Here is a 25,500-nt window from a genome sequence, read left to right on the forward strand (position 1 = left end):
CGTCAGCCATCAGGTCTCTGGCCTGGGAAAACGCCCCTCTGTAGTTCTCGCGTGTTCACGAGGTTTCCCGGCCTCATGTGTGCTGAATCCGTTCCGACGGGGTCTGCCCGAAGGGACGGCAGCCAGCTCTACCTGTCGACAAGTGCGAGACGTTCTTCCAGTCGTGCAGCGAATGGGAGGGGCGGGGTGCTGACCTGGGGCTTCGTGGCGAGAATGGTGTTGACCTGCGAAAATTCCCCTCCGTAGTTCTCACGGGTCAACACCGTTTTCCAGGCTCATGTGCCCTGGACGTGCCCTCTGGACCTCTCACCAGAGAGCACCCTGCTCAGCCGACGGACCAGGAAGGGGCGGTGTCGCTACCGCGCTCACCCGGGTCTTGGTGTTGATGGCACGAGGTTCCGTCGTCACGGCGCCCGACTCACGTAGCTGTCGGACGGCCGTGATCACTTGGGCGGGCCGGTAGACGGTCTCCAAGAGGGTGTAGCGCTGGAGCTCCGGGACAGTTCGCCCGTTGGGTGCTTCGGATATGAAGTCGTGCAGGATCCGTCGTAGCGGAGCCGTATCCGGTTCGAATACGAGATCCAGCATCTGCTGTTCGGTGTCCCTGGGGTCGCGGTAGCGGACGCCGTAGGAAGGGTCTACCTTCCACATGGCGTCCTTCATCTTCTCCAGTCCCCGCTCGTGCTGGGTGCCGAAGATCAGGTAGAGCTTCCTGCCGCCCTCGTCGACCATCTCGAAGTACAGCGTGTGCGTGAAGCCGGCCTGGCGCAGCGTGGCCCGGTATTGCTCGCGCAGGAACGTGAACTTTTGCGAGGAAGGCTGCCGGAATACGTCTTGCCACTCCTGGCTGCCGAAGGCTTCGTCACCGAGTTGCCGGTGGCCGTCGTGTCTCTCGGCGAACCGAGTGAGGAAGGCGGGTTCGAAGGTCGCCATGACTTCCGTGCTTCGGTAGCGACCGAGTTCATGCAGGAGCGAGTACGGGATGTCGGGCCCACCGAAGCTGTCCAGGAGGACGAAGAGGGGCTTGCCCAGCCTGCCGGTGCTCTGCAGCTTCCTCAGGAGGGCCGGGTGGAAGTCTCCCTGTCCGATGTCGACCGACAGACGTGCAGTGATGTCGCCCGCGTGCCTCGATTGAGCGAGGGCCATCTGGCGCTGCAATTCTTCTACCCGTCGGTGGTCTTCCTCCATGAGGATCAGACGCATGCGCTTCGGGAAACGGTGCAGAGCGCGGGCGAAGACCTCGTAGGCGACGACGGGAGATCCGGGCTCGCCCTGCTTGTAGACGCCAGCGCCCGCGAACCCTTCCGCGTAGGTGATCACGTCGCTCCGCGACAGCAGAATCGGCGCCCACGCTTCCAAGTACCGCTTGAGTAAGTCGTGTTTGGCGGCCGTGTGCGGATCGCGTTCCCACACGACATCTTTCGGTACGGCCATGACCGCTCCCCCTGCTCCGATACGGCTCTGCCGGGGAGAGGGTCACACACCGTTGCTATATGCCACCAGAGCGCGTACGGCGTCCCTTGAAGATTGGCCGTTACTGCACTGCTGCCACGCGCAGCCGGGGCGGCATCTGGTCCCACGTGATGCCGGCGAGCTCACGGCCTCCGGACTTGGGGGTGCGGCCACCCCACTGCTTGAAGAAGAACGGCACGTCGGCGTTGTTGCAGGTATCGCGGATCTCGACCAACCATTCCTCTTGCACGGGGCGGTGTTGGGGGCCGGACTCTCCACCTGCGATCACCCAGCCGATGCCGTCCAGACGCAAACCTGTCAGAGGGCCGAGCAGTGGTTCGCAGGACAAGAACCGTACTGCGGCGGGCACCTGCCGCAGCTCGTCGATGCGATCCAGGTGATCCGCGTTCTCGACGGAGACGCCCATCCAGAGGTTGGGAGGCCAGTCGAGTTGGCCTGCTAGTCGCCGGAGCCTGCGAGCCCTCTTCGTCAGTAGTTGATAGGTGTGCTGTGGGGTATCGGCGATTACCTGGAAGACCTGCCGTACGAAGTCCAAGGGGACCTTGGCGTGGAACAGGTCGCTCATGGAGTTGACGAACACCATGCGGGGGGCCTTCCACTGGCGCGGGATGGTCAGCGTGTCCGGATGGAGGGTGAGGCCGAAGCCGGGCCCGGATGTCCTGGGGTCCCCGTCGATCTGGTACTTCGCCACTCCCATGGCCTTGAGGCGTCTGGATAACGTCAGGGCGTAGCAGTTGTCGCACCCGGGGGAGATGCGATCGCAGCCTGTGGTGGGATTCCAGGTCGCCTCAGTCCACTCGATGGTGCTGCGATCGCCCATGGGTCCCCTCCCGTAGCAGTTGGGCAAGGGCCACCAGCGCTTGCCCACTCAGCGCTTCGACTGCGCTGCCTAACGAGCGACGTACCGAACTGGCACGCGACCGTGCCCATCTTTCAGGTCGAACGTACGTTCTGTGAAGGGGGTGTTTCATGAGGGCTGGCTGCAGCGGTCAGGCAGTCGTAGCAGGGCGCGGCTCGCCGTGGAAGACCTGACGGGTGTGCCAGTCGCGGTGAGCGGCAGCAACAGGGCGCGCGCCGGGCTGTGGGCCGACGAGTGGACGGCCCGCGAGGGCTATGACGTGCGCGCGGGCGGCTGCGCTGTGGCCGACGAAGCGCTGTGAGACCAGGATGCGGTGGCCGTCTCCCACACCGAGGACACCTTTGTCGAAGAGCTTGTGGTGCAGCGAGCACAGGCACAGCCCGTTCTCGATGTCGTCGGGGCCGCCGAACGCCCACCAGCGCACGTGGGCGGCCTCCAGCCCGACTGGCACCGCGCCGATCCTGCCGTCGTAACCGCAGAAGGCGCACCGGTACTCGTAGGCGGTCAGTACCAGCTCCCGCATCCGCGGGTCCCGCCGCCTGCGTGCCGTCGAGAGCTGCTCGGTCTCCGCCGGCTCCAGTTCCAGGCCGACGGCTTCGCACAGTTCGCTGTGGAGGGAGGGTGGGAAGTGCAGGTCGAGCAGCAATCGTGCGATTCTGCCGAGCAGTTGCGGTTCACGTCGCAGCGCCGCTCTCAAGTCCGGCGCGAGTCGTCCGGTGGCGCCCGTCTCCCGTAGGTCCCGAACCCCACTTCCGGGGCTGCCAGGCCCGCGATCGGTGCGCACTTCCCATACGCCGTCGCTGACCAGGTGATGGAAGGGGTAGGCGGGCGTCGTCTTGTTGGGCGGGCCGTACTCGGTCAGCAGGCGCTGCAGGTCCTGCTCCACCGCGGTGTATTGCAGATCGCCGTCGGCGTCCTCCTGGAACCGGCCGAGAGCGTACAGGAGCAGCAGCGGCTTGTGCGGAGCGCGAGTCCCACTCCTGGTCCACTGCCTCAGCTTCGCGATCCGTTCCAGCCAGTCCATGGCGGCTGATCGTAGACGGGCCTTCTCAGGCACATGGCATGGGCGGGGTTGGAAAGCCCCACCTCTGCCCGCAGCCGCACGCGTGCCATATGCGTACCGCGAGTACGAAGGCCCTCCCGACCGTCGGACGGAAGGGCCTCTGACCAGGCGCTTCTCTGTGCCCCGGCAGGATGCGAACCTGCGACACCCGCTTTGGGAGTTTTCCCCGGTCAAGGCCCTGACCTGGGTAAACGTTGCCTTGAGTGCGTCCGGCCTGGGAAAACACGCTTCGGTGGTTCTCGCGTGTTCGCAGGGTTTCCCGACCTCATGTGTGCCGGTCGACCGTCCGGCCCGGCACATAGACAACGTGTTGGCCGTGGTCGGCGAGCAGGGACAGCAGCAGGGCGGGTGCGGTGCCGGTGAGGTCCACCGCCCAGCGGACCTCGCCGGCTAGGGCGAGGACCTCGCTCATGCCGGCCAGGATCGCGGTTTCGTCGTTGCCGACTTTCCGGCTCCAGACGGTGGCCCCGGTGTCGTCGACAGCGACCCACCCAGTGGTGGGCCTTGCTGGCGTCGATACCGACCCATAGACGGAGCGCCTGGGTGGCCATGTGCGTCTCCTCGGTCCTCGGACGACGTGCCGTTCCGGTCCGATGACACCCCGCCGGCAGCTCCGTAAACAGCGACCCGTGCGCACATCTCAATCAGCGGCCTGGGCGTCCCGAAGAGCGAGGCGGCCACTCCGCCGGAGCCACTTGGGCGAGCGACTTTAGAGCCACACCCCACAGAGCCACACCCCACAGAGCCACACCTCACTCTTCCGGACCGCCAACCAACTTGCGGAGCGGGATTGACCGCTCAAACGAGCGGATCTCTGGGCAGGCACTCGATGCCTGCCCAGAGGCTGCGGAGACTGCTGCGGGGATCACCTGTCCGGCGCTTTCTCGTCCCGCTCCAAGGATCGGGTCGCGGTGCGCACAATCTCGTGGTCCTCGCCCAACTCGCTGGCTGCCGTCTCCCGCACCGCTGTCCACTCCTCCCGGGCTCGGTCCCTGCGCCCCAGTGCGGCGAGGGCATCGCCGAGCCGCTGCCGGGATACGAGCGTTGCGGGGTGGGCCCCGCCGAGCACCCGGCTGCGAGCCCCGGTCACGGCCTCCAGCACGTCAAGGGCCTCCTGATGCTTCTCGGCCCTCAGTAGCGACGCCCCGTACGCATGTCCCGTGGCCATGCTCAGCGTCGCGTCCGCCCCCGTGACCCGGCACCGTACGGTCCACGCCTTGCGCAGCTGTTCGGCGGCCTCCTCGTGCGCGCCGCTCCTGGTGAGAAGCCTGGCCAGTCTGCGCCGGGTCTTCACCGTCTCGAGGCTGTCCTCCGGCAGGGTGCGTTCCTCGATCGCCAACAGTTCCAGATAAACGGCGATGGCCTCGTCCGTCCGGTCCAGCGAGTCGAGTACGTTCGCCAGGAAGTACCGGGTCACGCCCGTGAAACTATCGTCCGGACCGAGGTGCTCGCTCATGTCCGCCAGCACCGCCCGCAGAATCTCTTCGGCCTCCGTGAACCGTCCGGCCTTGTGCAGGATCAGACCGAGACCTTGGCGGAAAGTGAGGGCGGTGCGATGCACGGGCCCATCCAGATCCGTCACCTGCGCGAGCACCCGCCGCTGAAGCGCGACCGCCTCGTCGTACTCCGCCAGGTCTGCGTGGATCATGGCCCGCAGTGCGCGGAACCTGAGCGTCTCGTTGTGCAGCTCCCCCAGTGTCGTAACGAGGCGCGGCTCCACCGCTTCCACCTCGTCCCGGGCCTCGGCGAATCGGTCCAGCCTGCACAGCACGTTTACCAGGTTACGGTGCGTCCGGTAGGTCGGCGGCTGGTCGGCTCCGTAGTATCGCTCACTAGCCATGATCGTCGCCCTGCGGAACGGCTCCGCCTCCTCGTACCGTTCGCAGCCGTCCAGAAGGTCGGCCAGGGTGCCCAGGGCCAGGAGCTCGCCGCTGCCTTTCTGCTCACCGGACAGCTCCAGCTCCTCGAGTCCGGACCGCAGCTCGCTCTCCGCCTCGGCATAACGTCCCTGGGACCTGATCGTCGCAGCCAGCCAGCCCCGGGTAAAGAGCCTCGCATCCATGCTGTACTCCAACGGCCCTGCTTCCAGCGGGACCACCGAGCGCAGCAGCGTCTCTGCTTCGCGGAACCGCTTCATGTGGTGAAGGGCGTATGCCTGGTACAGCATGACGCTGGCACGTTGCGCCGTGTCTGCCTCAGATCCGAGCCGTTCGAGGGCCTCCAGCAGGGCGTCGCCCTCCGCTTCTGCCTCGGGCAGCCGTCCGGCGTCGTAGAGCAGTTCGTGCAAATACTGGCGGGCGTTCAGTGTGTACGCATGATCGGCGCCGTGCACCTCACGCGAGATGCCGATGACCGCCCGCAGGTGTCCGACACCCTCCTTGGTCTCACCCAGGCGGCTGAGCGCGATGGCCAGGTTGCCGCGCATGTTGCGGCTCACCAGGTCAATCCCCGGCGTCAGTTCCTCCAGCAGTTCTCTCAGCAAGGCGACGAGTTCGTCCCGGTAGCCCTGCTGACGGGTCGCCACAAGACGCTCCCCGAGCAGCGACACCTCGGTGATGCCGCTCCATCCGTATCCGGACTGCCACCGCTGGGCCAGGTCGACGATCTGCCGCGCCTGCTTGCCCACCAGGACCGGCACGGCGGGATCGGCGATCAGGCGCCGGGCGAAATCCACCAGGGCAGGTGCCACGCGCTCCATCACGAAGACCTCTGCCGGGCCTTCCGGCCTCTCCGGCACGGGCTCCTCCACATCTTCGCCCGCGGACTCCGGTTCCGGGCAAGGAGGCGGCTGGGGCACGGGTGCCGACGCGGGGCCATCCCACAGCCCAAGCCGTCGCAGCAACTGCGGCGAGGCCGCGGCGAACGGCCCGGCCCGGTCGGGCAGGTCGGGGGAGGCACCCGGCCCCTCCCCCGACAGCCGGGCACGGAACTCCGGGCCGGACCCGCCACGTCGCAGGAGGTATTCGCTGACCTGCGCGGCTGTGTCCAGAGCCACCGATGTGCGCACCGTGTCCAGCAGGAGGTCCGCCACGCCGGGCACGAATTCGTACTCCACACTGTCCGCTGCCTGGGTCCGTGCGGCCGGCCCGGAGCGGCGCAGCAGACCCCCGAGGAACACCTCGGCGAGCTGAGCCTGATGGAACTGCCCCTCCCCGGTCCGGTACGCCTCGTGCACCAGGCGCATGACCGGCAGGGTGAGCGGCTTGACGGAGGCCAGGGCGCCGGCCAGTTGCCGGCTTTCCGGTGAAGCCGCCTCCCGGAAGCGGCGGAGGCGCTCCTCCGGCTCCGGAGCGTCGGCGGCGCCGGTACCCGCGCGGGAGTCGGCAAGGGAGTCGGTGTCGGAGTCGGGGACGCCGTCAGGGATCAGCAGCACGGGCAGCGCAGCCCGGCTGTGGCCGGTGCTGAGGAGCGAGACCCAGGGCTCGAGCCGGCTCTTGGTGAGCTCCAGGACCGGGACGGGCGTACCGCTGTAGGACACCAGCTCGCTCGGCAGTACGGGATGGCTGACCCGGAGGGCGCGGCCTGCGGCGGCGGGCTCCCGGGACTGGACGACGAGCCGCTCGACTGGTCTGCCCGCCGACGGCCACATCCGCTCCGGCAGAGTCTGGAGCACCGTCACCGGGGCACACCGGGCCCAGCGGCGCAGTAGTCCTTTGACCGTGCCGTTGCTCCAACCCGGGCCCACCATGTCGGAGAGCACCATGATCACGGTTGGGCGGACCGGATCGATGCGTAAATCGGCCCTCGGTACAGCACCGGAGCGCAGGGGCCGTGCCCTCAGGAGGGGGCCGGGCGCGCCCGAGCTGTCGAGCCAGTAGGTACGGATGTCGCGAAAGGCACCCAGTCCCTCCAGCAGGGCCCGCACCTCGGCGGCGTACTGCTGCCACAGCACCATCGAGGGCCCGTCGTCGACGATGAGGGCTGCGTTCAGCCAGCGTTCCGGCTCGGGTCGCAGCACGGGCTCGTGCAGAGCTGTCTCGGCCATCCATTCGGCGGTCGCGTCCTCGTCGAAGGCGAGGGCCGTGCGGGAGGGAACCGTCCGGCGCAGGGGCCGCATGGCCCGGCTCAGCGCCCGAGGGGACGCCAGGGACCGAGCTCCGTGCACCCCGACCGCGCGGGCGGGTCCGCCATCCCCGGCTCCGGGTGCCGTGGGTGCGTACAGGCCGCGGGGCCGCGCGGGTTCGCGCCGGTCCGCCGGGGCTTCGTTGTCGGTGGCGCCATGGCCGTGGGACCGTTCCTTCGGCTCCTCCGCTTCCGGAACGGGCGCCTGGCACACCTCCGTGGGCCGTTTCGATTGTGGCTGGTCTTCCGGGGCACCGGCTCGCCGGACCGTGGCGATCCAGAGGACGTCGAGGAGCTCTTCGGTGGCCAGGTCCACACCCGCGCTGCCCAGAAGTGCGGTGAGCCGGTCGAACATCAGGAGTCCGCGTCGCCGAGCGAGCGGAAGACCGTCTCACGGACCTTGTCGAAGTCCGTCGCGGCACCCGAGACCCGCAGGTGAACAGCGTTAAGTAGCTGGTCGGTCGCCAGGTCGTGCGCCTCCGAGTCGCGCAGCCGCAGGAACTCCTCAATCAGCGCCTCCGCACGCGCCGCCGCGTCCGTGCCGAGGTGCATCCCCACGATCGACCGCAGTTGCTCGGCGTTGGGCTGCTTGAGATCCAGTCGGACGCAGCGGCGCAGGAAGGCGGGTGGGAAATCACGTTCGCCGTTACTCGTGATCACCACAACCGGGAAGGTCTTGCATGTCACCCGGCCGTCTCTGACGCCGACCCGTTCGTCGCCCGGGCCGGTGATGCGTACCTGTGCCGTCGGGGACTTGAGACGTGCGAGCTCGGGGATTTCGTACGTTCCCTCCTCGAACACCGTGAGCAGGTCGTTCGGCAGGTCCACGTCGCCCTTGTCCAGTTCGTCGATGAGCAGGACCCGGGGAATGTGGCGGGGCAGCAGGGCCGTACCGAGCGGGCCGAGTCTGAGATAGTCACCGATGTCCGGCTCGGTGGCGACGGCCGACGCGGCGGCATGCGGATCGGGGCGCCCGGTCAGAGAGGCGTCCCGGAGCCTGCCCACGGCGTCGTAGCGGTACAGCCCTTCTGCGAGGGTGGACCGGCTGTTGATCGGCCAGTGCAGGACGTCGCCCAGGCAGAGCTGGCGTGCGATGGCACGGGCGAGGCTCGACTTGCCGGTGCCGGGGCGCCCGGTGACGAGTAGCGGCCGGTGCAGGTGCAGGGCGGTGTTGACGATGTCCTGGTCGGTCTCGGAGATGACGTAGCGCCGACGCGGTCTCTGCTCCTCGGGAGACTCGCCGGTCGCGTCACCGCCGGTGAACACCCTCCACGGAGGCGGTGCCGGCCAGTCGGTGACCGGTTGCGGCTCGGCGTCCCCGCGAAAGAGCCGCCAGTCCGTGTTCATCAGTTTCCTCTTCTCATGGTGCCGACAGGTCGAGGCGTCGTGGCAGCGGTCGTCCTGGATCGTCCCAGAGCAGTGCCAGCCGGCTGCCGGAGTGCTGTTCGTCGACATCGCATTCGGCACGAAGCCTACGCAGCCTTCCCGGCAGTGCGCGAAGTGAACCGCCGTCCAGGAGTGACCTCAACTCCTTTTCGCTGCTTCCGGGTTCGTTCCCTCCACGCCAGACCATCACGGGTACGCCACCGAACAGACAGGCGGTGAAGACGGCATTGCGGTGGGTCTCGGCAGCGGGTACCACTGTGCCCGGCGCGTCCTCACGCGCGCTCACGCTTCCGTGTACGGCCTTCACTGTGGTCAGGTTCGCCGACAGCCAGTGCAGATCGTCCACCTGCGCGGTGGCGACCCGCTTCCACCGGTGCTGCCACAGGTGTTCCTGCTCGGGGCGGCGGTACTCGGTGCACCGCAGGACGACGGGGAAGTCCGTGCCGATGGACCGCTCGACGGGATCGCCGGCCCCGATCCGCCAGCGGTGGACGTCCAGTTCGAGATCCGCGGCATCCACGAAGAATTCGACCAGTGTCCGGTGGACCCGGCCGTGCCGGGTCAGAACAGCGTCCACGGTCCGCTGCAGGTCGGCCAGTGGCATGGGTAAGTCCTGCGTCTCGACGGACTCCACGCCCGCTGGGGTGCGCGTCCAGACCTGGCAGGTCCGCCGCCCCGACAGGTCGACCGGCCGGGACAGTCTGATCTGCACCCGGTCCTCGGTGTCGAGCTGGTCGTCCGTGTCCGGCCGGGCATGAGCGGCGCGCTCCGTCAGTTCGGCACGCCGGTTGATCAGAGCGGAGAGCATGTTCTCGCCGAGCCTGGTGGCGCAGTTCAGCGACCATTCCCTGAGCTGTTCGGTGCGGGAGCCGGCCACCGTCGCCGCGGCGACGCGCTCGACGGCCCCCAGCAGGCGGGGAAGCTGCCGCTCGTCGACCTTCAGCTCCTCCAAGTGGTCGGCCAGCTCCTTGGGTTCGGTGTTGGGGAGCACGACCCCGACCGCTTCCTCGCGGGCCGCGTCCGCGAACGCCCTGGCGAAGTCGTCCGGTGCGGAGGCGAGCAGTCCGATCAGCTCGTCGTATTCGCTGCACAGCAGCCACCGGCCCCGGGCCAGCTGTACGGAGCTGCGCCGCATCGTCTCGGCCTCGGCCTCGCTCACCCCGTCCGAGGCCAGCAGGTGGATCAGGGTCACGGTGCCGTGGGGCCGAGTCAAGGACCAGTCGACGATCGTCCGGGCGTCGAGTTCGTCCGGTGCGCAGGGCAGGCCGGAGTCCAGTTCCTCACAGAGCCCGGCGGCGACACGTGCGGCGGAGGCCGGATGGGCGGTGAGCGCGGCTTCGACGCGGAGTGTCAGCTTGTCCCGATCGATGATCTGACGTCTGGTCAGCTCGCTTGGGGAGGGTGGATAGAAGTGGTGGGATTCGTTGTCGCGCCAGTCCTTGAGGTAGACCGTGGGCATCTGCCCGGCGCCGGCGACGGTCCGCAGCCGGTCGAATTCTGCCGAGACCTCGGTCCACACCTGGGTGAGGTCGGGAACGGCGGCCGCGTCCCTTCGGGAGGCGGCCTCCAGACGGTCCATCAGGCAAGAGGTGAACACCCCTGCCCCCGCGCGGTTCTTCGCCGCCTCGCCGGGCCGGGAGGCTCGCATCAGAAAGATGTCGCGGGACCGGTGGATCTCCGGGTACGCGGCGATCGTCTCTGGTGCCTGCGCCTGCGCATGCTCGCGCGGCGACAGCGCCGAACGGCAGGCGTCGATGACGACTGTCACCCGGCCGAGCCCCGCAGCAGGCAGATGTGGCGTACGGAGCAAGGAGACGAGATTGTCGGCGTCCAGGCCCAACGGGTCACCGGTGCGGGATTCGGGATACAGCAGACTCCAGCGGTTGTCGCCCGCCTGAACTCCGTGCCCTGCCCAGTAAACCCACAGCCAGTCGACATCGATGTGGCGCAGTTCGTCCTGGAAGACCCGCCGGACGTGAGCCCGGTCCGCGGTGCTGCGTCGAGCCTGTGTGAAGCCGGCCAGCAGCCCTTCGTTCTCCGCGAGGGGCGAGGCCAGCAAGTGCATCTGGTGCCCGGGCACTCCGCGCTCCAGCAGCCAGCGCATCATGCGCGCGGCGTCGTTCGCCGGCCCCGAGAGCTCCCAGTCGGCGCCGCCCGCGTATGCCTCAACGGCCACGATCACGGCGTGGGTGCGCCCCCAGTCGTGCGGTGGGGACATCACGGCAGCTCGGCCCCTATGCGCTCGTAGAACGAATCGTGTGCGAAGTAGCCCGTGTGCGCCCTAGGGAAGGGCTGGCGCAGGTCGACGCGGGCGTCAGTGACCCGGCCGGGGAAGATCCGCTCGGCAACGAATCCGAGCAGGTCCCGGCGGTCGTACACGTTGAGCCAGCGAGGGAAGGCGGCGGGCAGCTCGTCGCCTCGCCGCAGCCCTGTGAGCGCGTCGATCTCGTACAGGAAGGGCGCCTGTGAACCCACGGTGACGAGCAGATCCACGCCGTGGGACGGCTCCATGGCCAGCAGATCGAAGGAAGCGATGCCTCCGAGGCTGTGGGCGAGCAGCACCACGGGGCCGTCGTCCTGTTCCCGAGTGAGCGCGACGACGTCAGCGATCCGTGCCCGCAGCTCTGCGCCGCGCCCCTGGTAGCGGAGGATGTCACCGCTCTCGGGGAGGATTCCCCGGGTCATCCGCCGACGGCCAGCTTGGACCGCGGGTGAGACGGTCCACAGGAACGGGTCGCCCAGCAGCCTGGCGCCAACCCATTTCCCGGCTTCCTTGACCCCGCGGTCGGTCCCGCCGAGCCGGTCGGTGAGCAGGGCGACCAGCATGTCGCGGTCGGCACCATCGACGGGCAGCGGTTCCTCCGCGTCCTGGGCCGCCTCGGCCATTCTGGTGGCCAAGGCGATCACGGCGCGCGCGGCAACGGCTTCGGAATCGTGCCCGGGGGTTGTCCCGGAGAGCCGCATCGAGACCTCAGCGGCGATCTCCTCAGCGGCCTCGGTGACGTACGGGGCGAGCTCCGCGGCGAACACTCGGGCGCTGTCGCCGACTCTCGGCCCGCCCTCCGCCAAGGCTCCTTCGGTGAGGGTGCGAAGCCGGTCTGCGAGTGCGTCCCACGGGTCGGTGCGGCCTGGTGCGAATCCGCCGTCGTCGTCCTCCCCTGCGCTGTCGGCGAGGAGTTCAATCTCGGCGACCGGGTCCCGTTCGAGGAGCGCCCAGACGGCCAGCGGGTCATCGGTATCGGCGGTGGGCAGTGCCCGGTCCTGGTCCTGTTCGGGGAAGCAGGCGCCGTCAAACGCGAGGTGCGCCCCGTAGGGGTCGCCCCAGTAGCAGGGGACGAGCCGGATGTCCGGCCGTAAGCGTTTCAGTCCCCTCGCAACGCGGTTGTACGACTTCCGGTACGAGTCCTCCCGCACCCCCGTGCCGTGCACAAAGACAACGCTCGTCACCCGATCCCCCACCTGTGTCCCGAGGCCCGCATTCTAACCGGCGGGGGCACGGGACAGCTCCCTCTATCGCCCAGGAATTGGGCCCTCATCCCCCCGAGGTGTCCAGCTCCGCGTCCGCGCTCACGCCCGCGCAGTCGTACGGGTCCTTCAGTCAGCCGTCCGGCAGTAACCCAACCGGTTCATGGGGCACCATTTTGAGGTCGTTATCTGCGGTCCTCCTTGAAGGCCAGTCCGCGAAAGGCGTTGCGGACATCAGTCAGTGGCTCACGATCGCGGGTGTAGTAGAGCTTGTTCGTCAGGAGCGCTGCCCAGCGGCCCACAGCGGGCGAGATCCACATACCTGTGCCGGTGAAGCCGTAGTGGACCCAGACGTCCTCGTCGGCGGTGGTGCCAGGGGCAGAGTGCCAGAACAGGCCACGAGCGGGCTGGAGCTCAGCGGTCTGGATGGTTAGGGAGCAGGTGGTCCACTCACAACCGAAACCGGCACGGAACTGGAATGTGTTCGGGGCAAGCATGTAGCGCAGGAAGGTGGCGAGGTCGTCGAGAACGGTGAAGGCGCCGGCGATGCCGCAGACGCCGCCCAGGAGGCGTGCGGAGAAATCGTGGACGGTTCCCTTGAGGTGGGTGTCGGTGTCCTGGTCGAGTTCGGTCGGGGCACAGCGGGCCACGATCTCATCGGACAGTGGGCCGAAGCAGGTGTTCTCCATTCCCAATGGTTGCCAGATGCGGACGCTGGCCAGCTCGTCCAAGGTCTGGCCGGAGAGGTGTTCGGCGAGGTAGCCGAGGATGAGGGCGGCCCGGTCGGTGTACTCGACAGCCTCGCCGGGAGGCCGGTGGAGCTGCTCGTGCAGCACGCCACGGCGGATGTCGTCCCTGTCGGTGCCGTAGAGGTTCTTCAGCTGGGCCCGCAGGGGAAGGCCGGCTGTGTGCGTCAACAGCTGCCGGGCGGTCACGGTGCCGAGCGGATGGCCGGTGACCTCGGGCCAGAAGCCGCCGAGCGGCTGGTCGAGGTCGAGGGCGCCGTCCTCCCACAGAGCGCCGATGGACGACCACACGGCCAGGATCTTGGTGAGACTGGCGGCGTCGAAGACGGTGTCTGCACGCATCGGCACGTCCGGCTCGTCGGGGTCGAGGACGCCGGTGGCGCCTTGGATGCGGGTGTCGTTGGCGTCGCCGACGGCCCATACAGCCCCGGGGTACACCTTGTCGCGTACGCCCTCGTCCAACAGGGCTTCGATGCGGTCGCTGTCGTACGTCATGGTCTCCCTCTTCGCCGGGGTATCCCGCCGGTCAGCGTAGTGACGTTCACCGGGCGGGCCGGGCAGCGGCGTGGCGGGCTGCACGGAAGGCAGTTCAGGTGAGCCGGCGGCCGAGGTCGGTCAGGGACTGTGCGGTCGCCGAGAGCGGATAGCGCGCCGCGTTCGCGTGGCCCGCCTGCCGTAGGGCGGACAACAGGCCGGGAGAGGTGCGCAGACGGTCGAGGTCACGGGCCAGGGCAGCGGAGTGGGCGAAGTCGGTGGCCACACCGGTGGCGGCGAGGGCTTCGCTGAGGCCTGGTACGGGTTGGTAGAGGACGGGCAGTCCGCAGGCTTGGGCCTCCAGGGCGACCAGGCCCATGGCCTCCAGCGTGGTGGACGGCACGACCAGTACGTCGTGTTCGGCGAACGCTCTCCACAGTTGTGGGCGATGGAGCCAGCCGAGGTAGCGGGCCCGCACGCCTGCCCGTTGCAGCAGTGGGGCCAGGGTGTGGAACTGGATTCTGGGGGCGGCGATGCTGAGCTCGATGCCTGGTATGGGGGCCAGGCTCTTGATCAGGGATTCGGCGCCCTTCTCGGCGGTCAGGCGTCCTGCGTACAGCAGTCGTAGGTGGCTGGTGGAGGTGCGGGTGGGCCGGGCCGGCGGGTCGGTGAGGAGATGGTCGGGGATCCCCCAGGGGATGTGAGTGAGCTTGCGCCGATCGATCTGCGGGGCGAGCTTGAGGAGGTGGTCGGCCATCGCTCCTGTAGGGACGACGATCGCGTCCGCCGCCCTGGCGGTCTCGCGCAGGACCTGGAGCTGGTCGCGATGGGCCTCGGCGAAGATCAGGTCTGTGCCGTGAACCAAGGCGATCCGGGGGTGCCGGGGCAGGGTCCGGATCAGGGCGGGGGTGGCCCCGAAGGCGAGGTGCTGGAGGTGCAGGACGCCGATCTGGGCTGGGTCGATCGCTGTTGCGAGGGCCCTTCGCAGCGCTGTGACGTAGCGGCCGAAGGCCGGGCCTTCCAGGCACTTTCCGGCCACGGGCAACAGGTCGAGCCCAGCGGGGATGTGGTGGGTGGGACTGGATCGGCCCAGCATGAACGCGTGAGCAGGGATGAGCGGGCGGTCGCCGGTGTAGAGGTCGAGGAAGAGCTCGACGCTGCCGCCGGGGCTTCCGGCGGGCAGGTCAAGGAAGGTGGCCGCCAGCGACCCGGCGGCCTCGTGGACGCTCACTGGACTCCTCCGTGGATCTCTTCGTAGATCCGGGAGATGTCGATGCCGTCCGTTGCCGCGTACTTGGCGGGTTGTTGCTGGTAGCTGGCCGGAGAGCCGAAGGCGGTGACGAAGACGAGCTTGCCGAAGGTCATCCCCGGATAGACACGCACGGGCCGGGCGACGCGGATCTCCAGGGTCCAGCGGATGGCGTGGCCCTGGTGGCCGAGCGGGGCCGAGACGTGGACCCAGATGCCCAGGGCGCCGACGGTGCGGTCACCGTTGAGTATCTGCGCGTACGTCTCTGAACCGGTCCTCTCCAGCGTGACGCCGAGGTAGAGCACCCTGGGCTGTAACACCAGGCCGGTGGCGGGGATGAGCCGCTCGGTGAACGCGGTGGGGGTGGCGGCGTCGAGGTCGCCGTCGCAGACGCGGATCGTGTCGCCAAGGCGCCAGTCATAGGCGTTCGGGGAGATGCGGGTGGGATCGTACGGGTCGATGGTGATCTCGCCGGCCTGGACGGCGGCGGCGATGCCGGGGCCTGTGAGGATCACGAAGCCACCGCCCGAAGTTCTGCGACGTCGCGCCAGTAGGCCGACGGCTGAGGGCCCGTGGCGGCCTGGTACTTGCCGCGGTAGAGGTCGATGGGGCCGGTGGAGACGAAGAACATGATCTGCCCGATCTTCATGCCTGCGTACACCCGCAGCGGGCGGGTCGGGGTGAGCATCAGCGTCCACTGGCCATGGAAGCCAATGTCGCCGATGGGGGCGGTGATCTCGACGAACAGGCCGAGCCGGCCGACGGAGGAGCGGCCGAAGAGCAGCGGGACGAAGGTGTCGGAGCCGACCTCTTCGAGGGTGTGGCCGAGGTAGAGCTCGTCGGGCTGGAGGACGTACCCGTCCGGGCCGATGGTGGTCTCGTTGGTGGGGTTGGGGCAGTGGGCGTCCAAAACCTCGCTCGTGTAGGTGATCAGGGTGGGGCCGAGACGGACGTTGTAGCTGTTGGGGTTGACCTGGTCGGCGATGAAGGGGGCGATGCGGAGTCGGCCGTCGTGGGCGGCTGCCTCGATCTCGGGGCCGGTGAGGATCATTGCGTGTCTCCAACCGCGGTGTCGGGAGCGGTGAGGACGTGCTGGATGGCCTGGTCCAGGCGCAGGCCGGCTTCATAGGTGCGTCCGCCGAGGTAGGTGCTGGCGAGGTAGTCGGTGGTCAGCACGGTGGTGATGGCGTCCGGCAGGGGATCGGGGGCGGTGACGAGTGGGCCGGTCTGGGCGGTCAGACGGGAGAGCAGGGCACGGAGGTTGCGGCGATCCGGCTCCGGAACGTGGGCGTGCACCAACTGGTTGGCGAACGGCTCGATGGAGAGCAGGTCGCCCAGCGTGAGCGTGTCGCCGAGTGGGACGGTGCGCAGCGCGGTCTCGTTGAGGATGACTGCGTCTGCGCCGAGTGCTGTGCGCAGGCGGGCGGTGAGGGCGAAGAGCAGGCCGCGCCGGTCGAGGGTCTGTTGGCGGTAGGTTGTCCGGACCTGCCCCAGGACCTTGTGCAGTTGGTCTCCGACTTCGTCGATGTGTGCTTTCACGTATGTGAGTTCGGTGGGTACGGAGCCAGAGGTGCGGTCCGGAAAGCGAGTGGTGCCAGCACCCCATCCCGAACCGACAGGCGTGGCGATCGCATAGCCGTCGGCGAGTTCGCGGCCTTTGACGACGAGGGTGTCTCCCACGCGGAAGGGGCCGTATTGGTTGCTGTGGCAGTGCCCGGCGAAGATCACGTCGAGGAACGGGCAGGCCGCCGCCAGTTTGAGGTCCTCGTCGAACCCGGAATGGCTGAGCAGGACCCAGCCATCCACCTCGTGGTGGTGGGCGAGCATCAGCTCGCGCAGGGATTGAACGGGATCGGTGACGCGGTGGTTGGCTCGCTGTGCAGCGGGGATCGAGTGGAAAGCCTGCTGCCCGATCACGGCGGTTACACCGACGCGCCGGTCACCGATGTTGGCGATGCGTAGGCGGCGGAAGAGCGCGTCACCGGTCTCGACATGGACTGCGTTGGCGCAGACGGTGAGTTGGTGGAGTTCGGGTTCGAAGTGGTGGGGCCAGCCGTGGTTGCCGGGTGCCAGCACGTCGTACAGCTTGAGCAGGATCTCGCGCTCGATCGTGCCGTGGGCGAGGGCGTAATAGCCGGAGCCTTCGAAGAAGTCGCCGCAGTCCACGACGAGCGATGTGGGGCGGAGGGCGTGGAGGTGGGTCAGGAAGGGCGCGGCGTTGTCCAGGGTGGAGTGGACGTCGGTGGTGGCCACGATCTGGCGCAGGGCGCGGATGTCGGTCATGGGGTGACCTCGCAGATGTCGGCGCCCAGGGTGTGGAGCTTGCCGGGCAGGTCGGCGTGGCCTCGGCGGAGCTGGTCGAGGCCGCCGAGGGTGGTGACGCCTTGGGCGGTGAGGCCGGCGACCATGAGGGCGGAGCCGGTGCGGATGTCGGTGGCCTCCACGCCCGTTCCGGTCAGTCTCTGGGGACCGGTCAGGCGGCACTCGGTGGGGGAGATCTCCTCGACGACCGCGCCGAGGCGGGCCAGCTGGGGCAGCAGATTGCTGTGGCGGCCGGGGTTGATGGCGTCGGCGAACAGGTGGGTGCCAGGCAGGCCGAGGGCCACTGCCATGAGCGGTGGTTCGAAGTCGGCGTCCAGGCCGCCGGGGCTGAGCGAGGCGATGGCCCGCAAGGGGCGGCTGGCCATACGGCCCTCTTGGGCGTTCACAGTGAGAGTGTTCGCCTTGCTGCTGGCGAAGATCCCCAGCCGGTGCAGGGCCGCCACGAGAGGGCCCATGCCGTCGGCTTGCGCGCCTTCGATGCGCGCACTTCCGCCGGTGACGGCGACTGCGCAGGCCAGCGTCCCTGCTTCGACCTTGTCTCCCGGTACCACCCATGCGGCGTCGTTCGGTGCCGAGGGCGGCGGCGAGAGAGCGAGCAGGCGTTCGCTGGCCCGGGTCTCCCAGCCCGCTGTATGCAGAGCCTCCAGCACACACAGCACTTCCGGCGAGAGATTGGGCTCGCCCAGCCGCAGAGGCCGCCCGGTCGTGACGGTGCGGAGCATGGCGGCCACCGTCGCTCCACGCGAGCGGAACGGCAGGACCAGGGAGACGGTGCCGGTGCGGGGCGCGGTGGCTTCGACGCGGTATCCAGTGTCGTCCACACCGCTCCGGTCGCCGAATGCCTCGTACACCCTGAAGTGCAGGTCCATCCCGCGCGCGCCGATCCGGCAGCCTCCCGGCCACGGCAGCCGGGCTTCGCCGTGTCGGGCGAGCAGGGCTGGCACCAGGTAGTACGAGGCGCGGATGCGGGCGGCCTGCGGCAGATCGGGGTGCGTGTGCCGGCTCTCGGTCGGCAGGATTACAGCAGTGGCTGGCTCCCCGACGGGCTGTGCGACGTGCCAGCCTGCCTGCTGCAGCAGCGAAAGCATGAGGTGGACGTCCGTGTTGGCCGGGATGTTGCTCAGCCTCACCGGACAGCCGATGGCTGCAGCGGCGGCCAGCAGCGGGAGGGCGGCGTTCTTGGATCCGTCGACGGTCACAGTGCCGGTGAGCGGTGGGCCGGGTCGTACGGCGATCACCTCGGCTGCCACGTCTGGGGCGCGGGTTGTCGTCATCATCAACTCCTTTGCAGGGGAAGGGAGAAGGCGACCTCTTGGTCCGGGCTGGTGGGCAGATCGATCTCGGCCCAGCAGCGCTTTCCGATCGCCGTCGGCTCAGCGCCGTACCGGTCGGTGAGAACGGCGACGAGGAACAGGCCCCGACCGCTCTCGCTGTACGGGTCCGGGAGACCTGGCTGGGGTAGCAGCGGGCAGGCGTCGCAGACCTCGATCCGCAATGCGTCCTCGTCGAGGCGGACGGACAGGGAGACCGGGTCGGCGCCGGCGTACCGGACCGCATTCGTGACGAACTCACTGATCACAAGCTCGGCGGTGTGCACCACCCCGGTGGTGAGCCCCGCATCCCAGCCCTCTATCTCGTCCACGGCCTGGTGCCGGGCGGCGGTGACCGCAGTCGGTGTGGCGGGTACGGAGAGAGTGAACTGGTGCGCTTTCACGAGTTGCCTCCTGGATCGGTGCGGCTGCTCCACGCAACCGCTCCGAAGGCAGGCGGGGCCACGCTGTGTGCTGGGGCTGCATCACTTATGCAGGAGCTGCATCGCGGGCAATCACCGCTCGGCTACGCTCCGTTGAGCAGGCAGGATCGGCGACGGCAGGAGGGGCCGTGGCACAGATGGCCGACGCACAGAGTGAAGCGAGGCGGATCGGCGAAGTGATCCGTCAGGCACGCGTGTTACAGCGGCGCTCGCAGAAGGACGTCGCCGTCGCACTGGGGTATCACCAGTCGAAGGTGAGCCGCCTGGAGAGCGGCAGGGGCACGGAGGACGTACGCGTGCTGCGCGAGATCGCGCAGGTACTGGATATTCCACCGCAACGCCTCGGCCTCGCCGCCGCCCCCGATGCCAGCCCCGCCGACCCCGGAACAGAGGACATGCACCGCCGTACCTTCCTTGCCGCGAGCGTCGCCGCGCTCGCGGCTCCACCGTCGTCCACCGCAGCACATCACGACCTGATTCAGGTCCTGCTGCCGGGTACGAGTCCCGCCGCCACCGGGCATTCCTCGGGCATCGACGAGCTGCGGGAGCGGGCACGGGCCGTACGCCGGATGTTCTGCATGTGCGACTACGCGGAGCTGGAGCAGACCCTGCCGGGTCTGATCGCCGACCTGCGCCAGGCCGCTGGCGGCTCATCCGGCTCGGCGGAGGCGTCCGGGTTGCTCGCGACCGCCTACCAGACGTCGGTGAGCCTGTTGCTGAAGCGAGCTGACCAGGGCAACGCCTGGCTCGCGGCCGGTCGGGCCATGGCCGAGGCGGAACGGTCCGGAGACCCTGTCGTCCTCGCTGCCAGTGTTCGCGTGCACGCCCACGTTCTCGTGCGGGAGAAGCACACCGCCCAGGCGGTGAACATGGTCCGCCACACCGTCGACCAGCTCACCGGTTCCTACGACCAGCGCTCGCCCCGGTACCTGGCAGCGGTCGGCCTGCTGTTGCTCCGCGGGGCGACTGCCGCCAGCAGGAACGGCGACCGCGACACCACCCAGGACTTCCTCACCGAGGCCCAGGAGGTGGCTCGCTACGTCGCCTTCGACCGGCCGGACGCCTGGGCGAACTTCAGCCCCACCAACGTCGCCCTGCACGAGGTCAGCGCAGCCGTCTCCTTCGGCGACGCCGGCATCGCTCTGCAAACCGCACGGCCCCTCATGCGGCGGCACATTCCCGTGCCCGAGCGCCGGGCCGCGCTCTGGGTGGAGGCCGCCCGCGCCTACAGTCAGCAGGGCAGACTCGCCGACGGCTACCAGGCCCTGCGCATCGCCGAGAGCTGCGCGGCACAGGACGTCCGCCGCCCGGCCGTACGCGAACTGGTCGCCGACATGGCAGCCCGCGACCGCCGCCGGGCACTGCCCGAGCTGCACCACTTCAGCCGCCAACTGGGAGTGCCCGCGTGAGTGATCAGCACGGCAAGCCGTTCCTCCAGATCGTGGTCTGCGCGGCCGGGGTCGCCGCCGACGTCGGCCGGCTGATCACCGCCGCACAGGAGCGGCGCTGGGACGTCGGCGTCATCACCACCCCACAAGGACTCGGCTTCCTTGACGCGGAGGCGGTCGAGGCCCAGACCGGCCGCCCCATCCGCTCGGCCTGGCGATCACCGGGTGAACCACGCCCGACTCGGCCCGCGGATGCGATCGCGGTCGCCCCGGCCACCTTCAACACGGTCAACAAGTGGGCCGCCGGGATCTCCGACAATCTCGCCCTGGGGATCCTGTGCGAAGCGCCCGCCATGAACGTCCCGGTTGCCGTGCTGCCCTACCTGAACTCCGCCCAGGCCGCCCACCCCGCATACCACCAGAGCCTGGACCGGCTGCGAGAGATGGGCGTCCTGATCGGCTCGTACGAGCCTCACCGGCCGAAGGCCGGCGGCGGGGCCGACCGCTACCGCTGGGAGGAAGTGCTGGAGCTGCTTGCCCCCAGGCTGTCCGTGGGGTCGTGATCAGCGCCGCGGTGTGCGTGGCGACTGCGGGGCCGGGACGGCGGCTGCCGCGTGGACCGGAGCGTTGGAGCGCTGTGCTGCGCTGCGGGCCTGTGCTGCGTGGGCTCGTGCACTGGGCGCCGGCCTTGCGCTGAGGCGCCGCATACGCCAGGCCAGGGTTCTTGCGAGGGAGCGGGCGTCATCCAGGGCACGCTGGTCGGCGGCTTGCCGGAGGAGCTGTTCCGAGTCGTGGCCAGCTGATTCGGCCTCGGCGAGGACAGCGATGAGGGCATCGAAGGCGGGGTCGTCAATGACCCGCTCAGCGTGCTCCGGCACGGCCTGACGCACGCAGCGGACGTGCCGCTCCACGGCATGCTGGGGCGGTCGACGCTGGGCGAGAGCAGCCAGTGGTGCGGCTGCTGCCTCCTCGTACGCGGCCTGGAGATGGAGCAGGGTCTGGTGGGCGGCGGCGACTTGCTGGTCGTGGTGGCGGAGCCGGTGCCAGCGGGCGGCGGCGATGACGACGAGGATCGCGGTGTCCAGGAACATCGCCAGGACGGCTCCGTCTCTGGAGGCGGGCTCGTGGAGCATCGCGCGGACGGCACTGCGCAGGGCGCGAGCGTGATGATGTTCGGCCCGGATGCGGGAGCGGGTGGCGCGTTCAAACGTGGTTGCTGCCTCTCGGAGTTGGGGACGGAGAGCTCGTGGCGCGAGGAGGGGGAGGGCGTCGAGGGCTTCACCGAAGGCGGCGAGGTGGGCCTGGGAGGCTTTGTCGTCGGCCTGGTCGAGGTGGCGGGGGATGCGCTCCGTGGAAGCGGTGGCCTGGTGCCAGGGGTTGGACCTGCGTCGGCCCGGCTGCCCAGCGGAGTGCGGGTCGATGCTCTCCAGGCGCTTCTGGATTTTGGGGAGGGACAGGTCTGGGGCGAGTTCGGAACCGGAGAACCAGACGGGCTTCTTGTCGGCGGTGATGGTGTCTTTGGCAGCGACCTTGTAGCCACGTATATCGCCGGAGGGGAAGTGCACGACCTCGACGAGGACGCCGTCGGTGTGGCTGAGCAGGTGGACGAACTCCTCGATGCTGGAGGCGGCGGCCACAGCCGTGCGCACTGTGGTGCGCAGCCGTTCGCGGGCGGTCGTCTCCTGTCCATTGCGGCGAGCCTTCTCCTGCTCGGCGCGGGTGGGGCGCTTGGCGGCGGTGCGGTCACCGCGCACGACCTGGAGCAGGCCGTACTCCTTCTCGATCGCTGCCAGTTCGCGGTCGGCGGTGAGGTAGTCGTTCCAGTGGCGTGCGGTGCGCAGATCCGCCCGAACCTTGGTGGCGGCGATGTGGATGTGGTCCGGAGCGTGCCGGACGGCGACCCACCGACAGCCGTCCGCGTCGCCATCCGGCGCGATGCCCGTGGCCGCGACCACCCTGCGGGCGATGTCGGCCCACTCCTCGTCGCTGAGGTGGCGGTCGGTCTCGGCGGCCCGGATCGAGCAGTGCCACACGTGCTTCTCGGGGGCACGGCCCAGTCGCTTGGCTTGCTTGACGTGCAGGTCGAGATCGGCCACGAGGAGCTTCTTGGTGGCGTCGAAGTCGTCGGTGCGGCCGGGGTCGGGGGCGAAGCCGTCCCAGGAGGCGACCAGGTGCGGGTCGGTGTGGTCCTTGGCCTTCTTGGTGTCGAAAAGGTAGCGGATCAGTCCGGCGGTGTCCTTGCCGCTGCTGATCTTCGCGATCATCGGGCTGCCTTCTTGGTGACGGCCTGGTTCGCGGCTGTGGCGATGTGGCGGATCGTGGCGCCGACCGTTGTCAGGGTGCGTTCGGCCTGGGCCAGGACAGTGGTATCCCCAGGGTGTGGATGGCCGCCGGAGTTGAGCTTCTTGGCGATCTGGTTGATGTTGTGGCCGATCTTGGCGACCTCGCCACGGAGGGCGGTCAGCTCGTCGATGTAGTCGTCGAGCGGGGTGCGCTGGCCGGGAAGGGCGAGGTCGCCGTGGACGTGGGCCATGACGACGGCGCCGACGTAGTGGGCGCCGGCGATGTTCAGCGACCGGGCCATGCGGAGGATGTCCTTCTTCTCGTCGATGCTGTAGCGGGCGTCGACACGCTCCTTGCGCTGGCCGTTCGGGTCGGGCTTGCGGCGGCGGGCGACACGGTGCAGCGCGGCGGCTTCGGCGGCACGCAGCAGCGTTACGGCGGTGGTGTCGACGGACTCTTCCCTCTCGGGCGCCCCCTGGTGCCCGAGATCCTTCGCCACCCCCGGGGCGGAGGCATCGCCGTTGGATCCGACCTTGGACGGTCCAGCGGCATACCTTGCTGCCCGGTGGGTGGGACTCGTATCGGTGTGCCTGTCGGGCATGGTGGTGCCTCCGATCGCGTGCGGCAGTGGTCTGTGGTGCGTCCGTTGCATCCGTCGCGTGGCTGGTCACACCCGGTACGGACGCGGATGCTGGTACGGAGAGGTCCGTCCCGGCAGCGACGTCCGTCCCCGCGTTGACCTGCGCGGGGACGGACGCGACGGAGCTGGACGGATGCCTGGCCGGGTGGGTCAGCGGGCGCGTGCGGGCCGGGCAGGGCCGCCTGGCGGACCGATGGGCAGGCTTCCCGTGGGAGTCGCGGAGGCCGTGCGTCGTGGCTGGTGCCCGGGCGCGGGCTCGGTGGGTTCTGGACAGTAGCGGGCCCAGGCGTCGAGGAATCTGTTCCGCGTGTACGCCTTGGCCTGACGGCCGTTGTCGAAGCGGTGGTTGGCGGAGCTGATGCCGAAGTCCCGCAGTAGGTTGCCGAGGTGGTAGGCGTTGAGGCCGTTGGTGCCGTACTCGGCCCATGGGGCCTCGGCGTCCTGGACGAGCGCGGCGAGCACGTCCTGGGTGCGCAGGACCTCTGTGCCTTCCGTGTCGAAGACGCGGCGGATGTCCCGCAGCAACCGTGTCTTGAGGGTGGTCTGCTCGTCCTGGAGGACTTCGCTGCGGGTCATGGCCAGGCAGGCTGCCCGGGCCTGGTCCGGCCAGTGGCTGCCAGCCAGGTCGGCCACGGTCACCAAGGGCTCCCAGGTGTCCGCGGTCCGGTCCTCGACCGGCATCTGTGGCACCAGCCCGGCTGCCGTCCCCCGCAGCGGGGTCAACCAGGCAGCCAGTCGGTCGCGCACGGCGTTCAGTTCGGGGACCGAGTAGCGCGAGCGGAACGGTGTGATTTGCTCACTGGGCTTGCGCTTCTGCATACGCAGCACCACGGCGCGATCCATGATCGTGTCGGGCAGGTCGCCAATGCCGGCCAGGGCAGCCATGGCGAAGGTGGGGAACGAGGTCGGCTTCTGCTCCGGTCCGGAGATCCGCCAGGCGGGACGGTTACGCTGGTGGCCGGCGTTCAGCAGGCCGCGCAGGTCCTCCTTGTCGCCGGCCTTCGGGCCGAAGATGGTGTCCGCCTCGTCCACCAGCAGCGTGGGTGGGTTCTTCCCGATGACGCGGAAGACCACGGCAGGAGAGGTGTTCACCGTCATCATCGGCCTGTGCACCGTCTCGTGGAGCACGTCAAGCAGACGGGACTTGCCGCACCCCTTCGTTGGTCCCACCACGGCGAGCCGTGGTGCGTGCTGGAGAACGGACTGGATGTGCGTGGCCGCCACCCACAAGGTCACCGCAGTCAGCGCTTCCTCGCTCGGCAGTACCACGTACCGGCCAATCGCCGCCCGCAACTCGTCCAGAACCGCGGCCCCGTCTCCCGACGCACAGGGACCGGTCCCCTCTCGATTCCCGGTCCCCGAGCCGTCGACGGGGGGCACAGTCCCCGCCCGCTCGGTCCCCGATCCGGGTTCCCCGGTCCCCGGCCTAGCGGCGGTCCCCGGCGAAGGCCGGGGACCGGGGACCGTCGCCTCAGCACTGTGGAGACCGGTCCCCGCGGCGGTCCCCTGGGGACCGTCGTCTCGGTCCCCGGTCCCCGGGCCGCCTACCAGTGAGTTTCCGCTGTCTGGTGCTTTCCGGTCCCCGAGTTGCGGGGACCACGGACGGGGACGGTCCCCGCCGTCGGGGGACCGGGGACCGAACTCATCTCGGGGACCGTGCTCCGTCCCCGCGTCCTCGGTGCGACGGTCCCCACGTTGATCCGCAGCAGAAGAACGGCCGGTCCCCACCTCCGGGGACAGTGTCTCCGTCTGGGGTGTACGGGCCGGGGACGTTCCCTGCCCCGGGACGGCGACCGCGGGCCAGGCGATCTGGGGACCGGTGTTCGTGGTGGGGGACGTAGAGTCCTCCATAGGCGTTCCTCTCCCGGTGGGGCAGGAGGGCAAGGTCCTGCCCCACCGAGTCGTCGTTCAAGGACAGGCGATCAGTCGAGGGATCTGCGGCCCTCGGCGTTGACGTGCCGAGGGCCGTTCTGTCGCCGCGCGGTCATGCCGTCAGGCCGTACGGCGACTGCCGGTCGAGCCAGGCGTCTACATCACGCCAGCGGTAGCGCAGATGCCGGCCGACCTTCAGTGGCGCCGGGCCGGTGCCCCGGTACTTCCACTGGTACAGCGTCTTCACCGGCACCCCGAGATAGGCCGCCACATCGGCGGGAGACGCGAGCGCGCCGCGTTCACGGGCAGGGGATCGATCCAGGCGGTCGGGCAAAAAGCTCTCCTATTCGAGCAGGTTTCACAGAGCGGCTACGGTCGAATTCGCCCAGACCTCCGGCGTGGGTGTCAGGGCCCGATAACTGTAAAGGCGGATCGCCGGTCGACCAAAAGAGATGTGTCGTTTTC

General features: G+C 69.0%; 20 protein-coding genes and 1 pseudogene. 2 read left to right on the forward strand and 19 right to left on the reverse strand.

Annotated elements, in window-relative coordinates:
* Positions 1-306: 306 nt before the first annotated feature.
* The 15 genes and pseudogenes from ACX25U_RS20870 to ACX25U_RS20940 all read right to left on the reverse strand — a co-directional run bounded on the left by ACX25U_RS20870 (position 307) and on the right by ACX25U_RS20940 (position 18,813).
* A complete protein-coding gene (locus ACX25U_RS20870) occupies positions 307-1,434 on the reverse strand; it encodes a three-Cys-motif partner protein TcmP (protein WP_454382231.1) in 1,128 nt (375 codons plus the stop codon).
* Positions 1,435-1,534: 100 nt separating this feature from the next.
* Positions 1,535-2,293 carry a DUF5131 family protein gene (locus tag ACX25U_RS20875; RefSeq protein WP_454382232.1) on the reverse strand — a complete coding sequence of 253 codons (759 nt, stop codon included), beginning with the start codon at positions 2,291-2,293 and terminating at the stop codon, positions 1,535-1,537.
* A 169-nt stretch (positions 2,294-2,462) separates the two neighbouring features.
* Positions 2,463-3,356: a phosphorothioated DNA-binding restriction endonuclease gene (locus ACX25U_RS20880; protein ID WP_454382233.1), complete on the reverse strand. Its 894-nt coding sequence runs from the start codon at positions 3,354-3,356 to the stop codon at positions 2,463-2,465.
* A gap of 313 nt (positions 3,357-3,669) precedes the next feature.
* A pseudogene (locus ACX25U_RS20885) lies at positions 3,670-3,946 on the reverse strand (IS110 family transposase); the annotation flags it as partial.
* 314 nt (positions 3,947-4,260) lie between these two features.
* The gene (locus ACX25U_RS20890; protein WP_454382234.1) at positions 4,261-7,812 is read right to left on the reverse strand and encodes an SAV_2336 N-terminal domain-related protein; all 3,552 of its coding nucleotides are present in this window, start codon (positions 7,810-7,812) and stop codon (positions 4,261-4,263) included.
* Positions 7,812-8,804, reverse strand: coding sequence for an AAA family ATPase (locus ACX25U_RS20895; RefSeq protein ID WP_454382235.1), 993 nt, complete (start codon positions 8,802-8,804; stop codon positions 7,812-7,814). Before ACX25U_RS20895 ends, ACX25U_RS20890 begins: the two co-directional genes overlap by 1 nt.
* 13 nt (positions 8,805-8,817) lie before the next feature.
* Positions 8,818-11,061, reverse strand: coding sequence for a VMAP-C domain-containing protein (locus ACX25U_RS20900; protein WP_454382236.1), 2,244 nt, complete (start codon positions 11,059-11,061; stop codon positions 8,818-8,820).
* Complete coding sequence (locus ACX25U_RS20905; protein WP_454382237.1) at positions 11,061-12,290, reverse strand: hypothetical protein; 1,230 nt, start codon at positions 12,288-12,290, stop codon at positions 11,061-11,063. Before ACX25U_RS20905 ends, ACX25U_RS20900 begins: the two co-directional genes overlap by 1 nt.
* A gap of 203 nt (positions 12,291-12,493) precedes the next feature.
* Positions 12,494-13,549 carry a serine hydrolase domain-containing protein gene (locus tag ACX25U_RS20910; RefSeq protein WP_454382238.1) on the reverse strand — a complete coding sequence of 352 codons (1,056 nt, stop codon included), beginning with the start codon at positions 13,547-13,549 and terminating at the stop codon, positions 12,494-12,496.
* Positions 13,550-13,643: 94 nt separating this feature from the next.
* Complete coding sequence (locus ACX25U_RS20915; RefSeq protein WP_454382239.1) at positions 13,644-14,759, reverse strand: glycosyltransferase family 4 protein; 1,116 nt, start codon at positions 14,757-14,759, stop codon at positions 13,644-13,646.
* Positions 14,756-15,292 (reverse strand): dCTP deaminase, encoded by a 537-nt coding sequence (locus ACX25U_RS20920; protein WP_454382240.1) that lies wholly within the window; start codon positions 15,290-15,292, stop codon positions 14,756-14,758. Before ACX25U_RS20920 ends, ACX25U_RS20915 begins: the two co-directional genes overlap by 4 nt.
* Entirely contained in the window at positions 15,289-15,828 is a 540-nt protein-coding gene (gene dcd, locus ACX25U_RS20925) for a dCTP deaminase (RefSeq protein ID WP_454382241.1), read from the reverse strand. Before dcd ends, ACX25U_RS20920 begins: the two co-directional genes overlap by 4 nt.
* Positions 15,825-17,060: a bifunctional metallophosphatase/5'-nucleotidase gene (locus tag ACX25U_RS20930; protein WP_454382242.1), complete on the reverse strand. Its 1,236-nt coding sequence runs from the start codon at positions 17,058-17,060 to the stop codon at positions 15,825-15,827. The genes dcd and ACX25U_RS20930 overlap by 4 nt, the downstream gene beginning before the upstream one ends.
* Positions 17,057-18,373, reverse strand: a complete 1,317-nt coding sequence (locus tag ACX25U_RS20935) for a UDP-N-acetylglucosamine 1-carboxyvinyltransferase (protein ID WP_454394401.1) — start codon at positions 18,371-18,373, stop codon at positions 17,057-17,059. The genes ACX25U_RS20930 and ACX25U_RS20935 overlap by 4 nt, the downstream gene beginning before the upstream one ends.
* Positions 18,374-18,375: 2 nt before the next feature.
* Entirely contained in the window at positions 18,376-18,813 is a 438-nt protein-coding gene (locus tag ACX25U_RS20940) for an ATP-binding protein (protein WP_454382243.1), read from the reverse strand.
* A gap of 176 nt (positions 18,814-18,989) precedes the next feature.
* Here ACX25U_RS20940 and ACX25U_RS20945 point away from each other — a divergent pair, with 176 nt between their 5' ends.
* Both ACX25U_RS20945 and ACX25U_RS20950 read left to right on the forward strand, forming a co-directional pair.
* On the forward strand, positions 18,990-20,261 hold the full coding sequence (locus ACX25U_RS20945) for a helix-turn-helix domain-containing protein (RefSeq protein ID WP_454394403.1): 1,272 nt from the start codon (positions 18,990-18,992) through the stop codon (positions 20,259-20,261).
* Entirely contained in the window at positions 20,258-20,803 is a 546-nt protein-coding gene (locus ACX25U_RS20950; RefSeq protein WP_454382244.1) for a flavoprotein, read from the forward strand. The genes ACX25U_RS20945 and ACX25U_RS20950 overlap by 4 nt, the downstream gene beginning before the upstream one ends.
* On the opposite strand, the gene ACX25U_RS20955 is transcribed toward ACX25U_RS20950, so the two are convergent.
* The 4 genes from ACX25U_RS20955 to ACX25U_RS20970 all read right to left on the reverse strand — a co-directional run bounded on the left by ACX25U_RS20955 (position 20,804) and on the right by ACX25U_RS20970 (position 25,369).
* Positions 20,804-22,504, reverse strand: coding sequence for a relaxase/mobilization nuclease domain-containing protein (locus ACX25U_RS20955; protein ID WP_454382245.1), 1,701 nt, complete (start codon positions 22,502-22,504; stop codon positions 20,804-20,806).
* Positions 22,501-23,124 carry a MobC family plasmid mobilization relaxosome protein gene (locus ACX25U_RS20960; RefSeq protein ID WP_454382246.1) on the reverse strand — a complete coding sequence of 208 codons (624 nt, stop codon included), beginning with the start codon at positions 23,122-23,124 and terminating at the stop codon, positions 22,501-22,503. Before ACX25U_RS20960 ends, ACX25U_RS20955 begins: the two co-directional genes overlap by 4 nt.
* 189 nt (positions 23,125-23,313) lie before the next feature.
* Positions 23,314-24,543 carry a DUF3631 domain-containing protein gene (locus ACX25U_RS20965; RefSeq protein ID WP_454382247.1) on the reverse strand — a complete coding sequence of 410 codons (1,230 nt, stop codon included), beginning with the start codon at positions 24,541-24,543 and terminating at the stop codon, positions 23,314-23,316.
* A gap of 604 nt (positions 24,544-25,147) precedes the next feature.
* Positions 25,148-25,369 carry a helix-turn-helix transcriptional regulator gene (locus ACX25U_RS20970; protein WP_454382249.1) on the reverse strand — a complete coding sequence of 74 codons (222 nt, stop codon included), beginning with the start codon at positions 25,367-25,369 and terminating at the stop codon, positions 25,148-25,150.
* Positions 25,370-25,500 lie beyond the last annotated feature (131 nt).

It is taken from the genome of Streptomyces sp. JNUCC 63 (assembly GCF_054366325.1).

Bases quoted from the DNA above. Each gene is read 5' to 3' on its own strand.
- ACX25U_RS20930 (WP_454382242.1), bottom strand. From the start codon at position 17,060: ATGACCGACATCCGCGCCCTGCGCCAGATCGTGGCCACCACCGACGTC.
- ACX25U_RS20870 (WP_454382231.1), bottom strand. From the start codon at position 1,434: ATGGCCGTACCGAAAGATGTCGTGTGGGAACGCGATCCGCACACGGCC.
- ACX25U_RS20900 (WP_454382236.1), bottom strand. From the start codon at position 11,061: ATGTCCCCACCGCACGACTGGGGGCGCACCCACGCCGTGATCGTGGCC.
- ACX25U_RS20890 (WP_454382234.1), bottom strand. From the start codon at position 7,812: ATGTTCGACCGGCTCACCGCACTTCTGGGCAGCGCGGGTGTGGACCTG.
- ACX25U_RS20955 (WP_454382245.1), bottom strand. From the start codon at position 22,504: ATGATCGCGAAGATCAGCAGCGGCAAGGACACCGCCGGACTGATCCGC.
- ACX25U_RS20875 (WP_454382232.1), bottom strand. From the start codon at position 2,293: ATGGGCGATCGCAGCACCATCGAGTGGACTGAGGCGACCTGGAATCCC.
- ACX25U_RS20945 (WP_454394403.1), top strand. From the start codon at position 18,990: ATGGCCGACGCACAGAGTGAAGCGAGGCGGATCGGCGAAGTGATCCGT.
- ACX25U_RS20880 (WP_454382233.1), bottom strand. From the start codon at position 3,356: ATGGACTGGCTGGAACGGATCGCGAAGCTGAGGCAGTGGACCAGGAGT.
- ACX25U_RS20935 (WP_454394401.1), bottom strand. From the start codon at position 18,373: ATGACGACAACCCGCGCCCCAGACGTGGCAGCCGAGGTGATCGCCGTA.
- dcd (WP_454382241.1), bottom strand. From the start codon at position 15,828: ATGATCCTCACCGGCCCCGAGATCGAGGCAGCCGCCCACGACGGCCGA.
- ACX25U_RS20960 (WP_454382246.1), bottom strand. From the start codon at position 23,124: ATGCCCGACAGGCACACCGATACGAGTCCCACCCACCGGGCAGCAAGG.
- ACX25U_RS20910 (WP_454382238.1), bottom strand. From the start codon at position 13,549: ATGACGTACGACAGCGACCGCATCGAAGCCCTGTTGGACGAGGGCGTA.
- ACX25U_RS20895 (WP_454382235.1), bottom strand. From the start codon at position 8,804: ATGAACACGGACTGGCGGCTCTTTCGCGGGGACGCCGAGCCGCAACCG.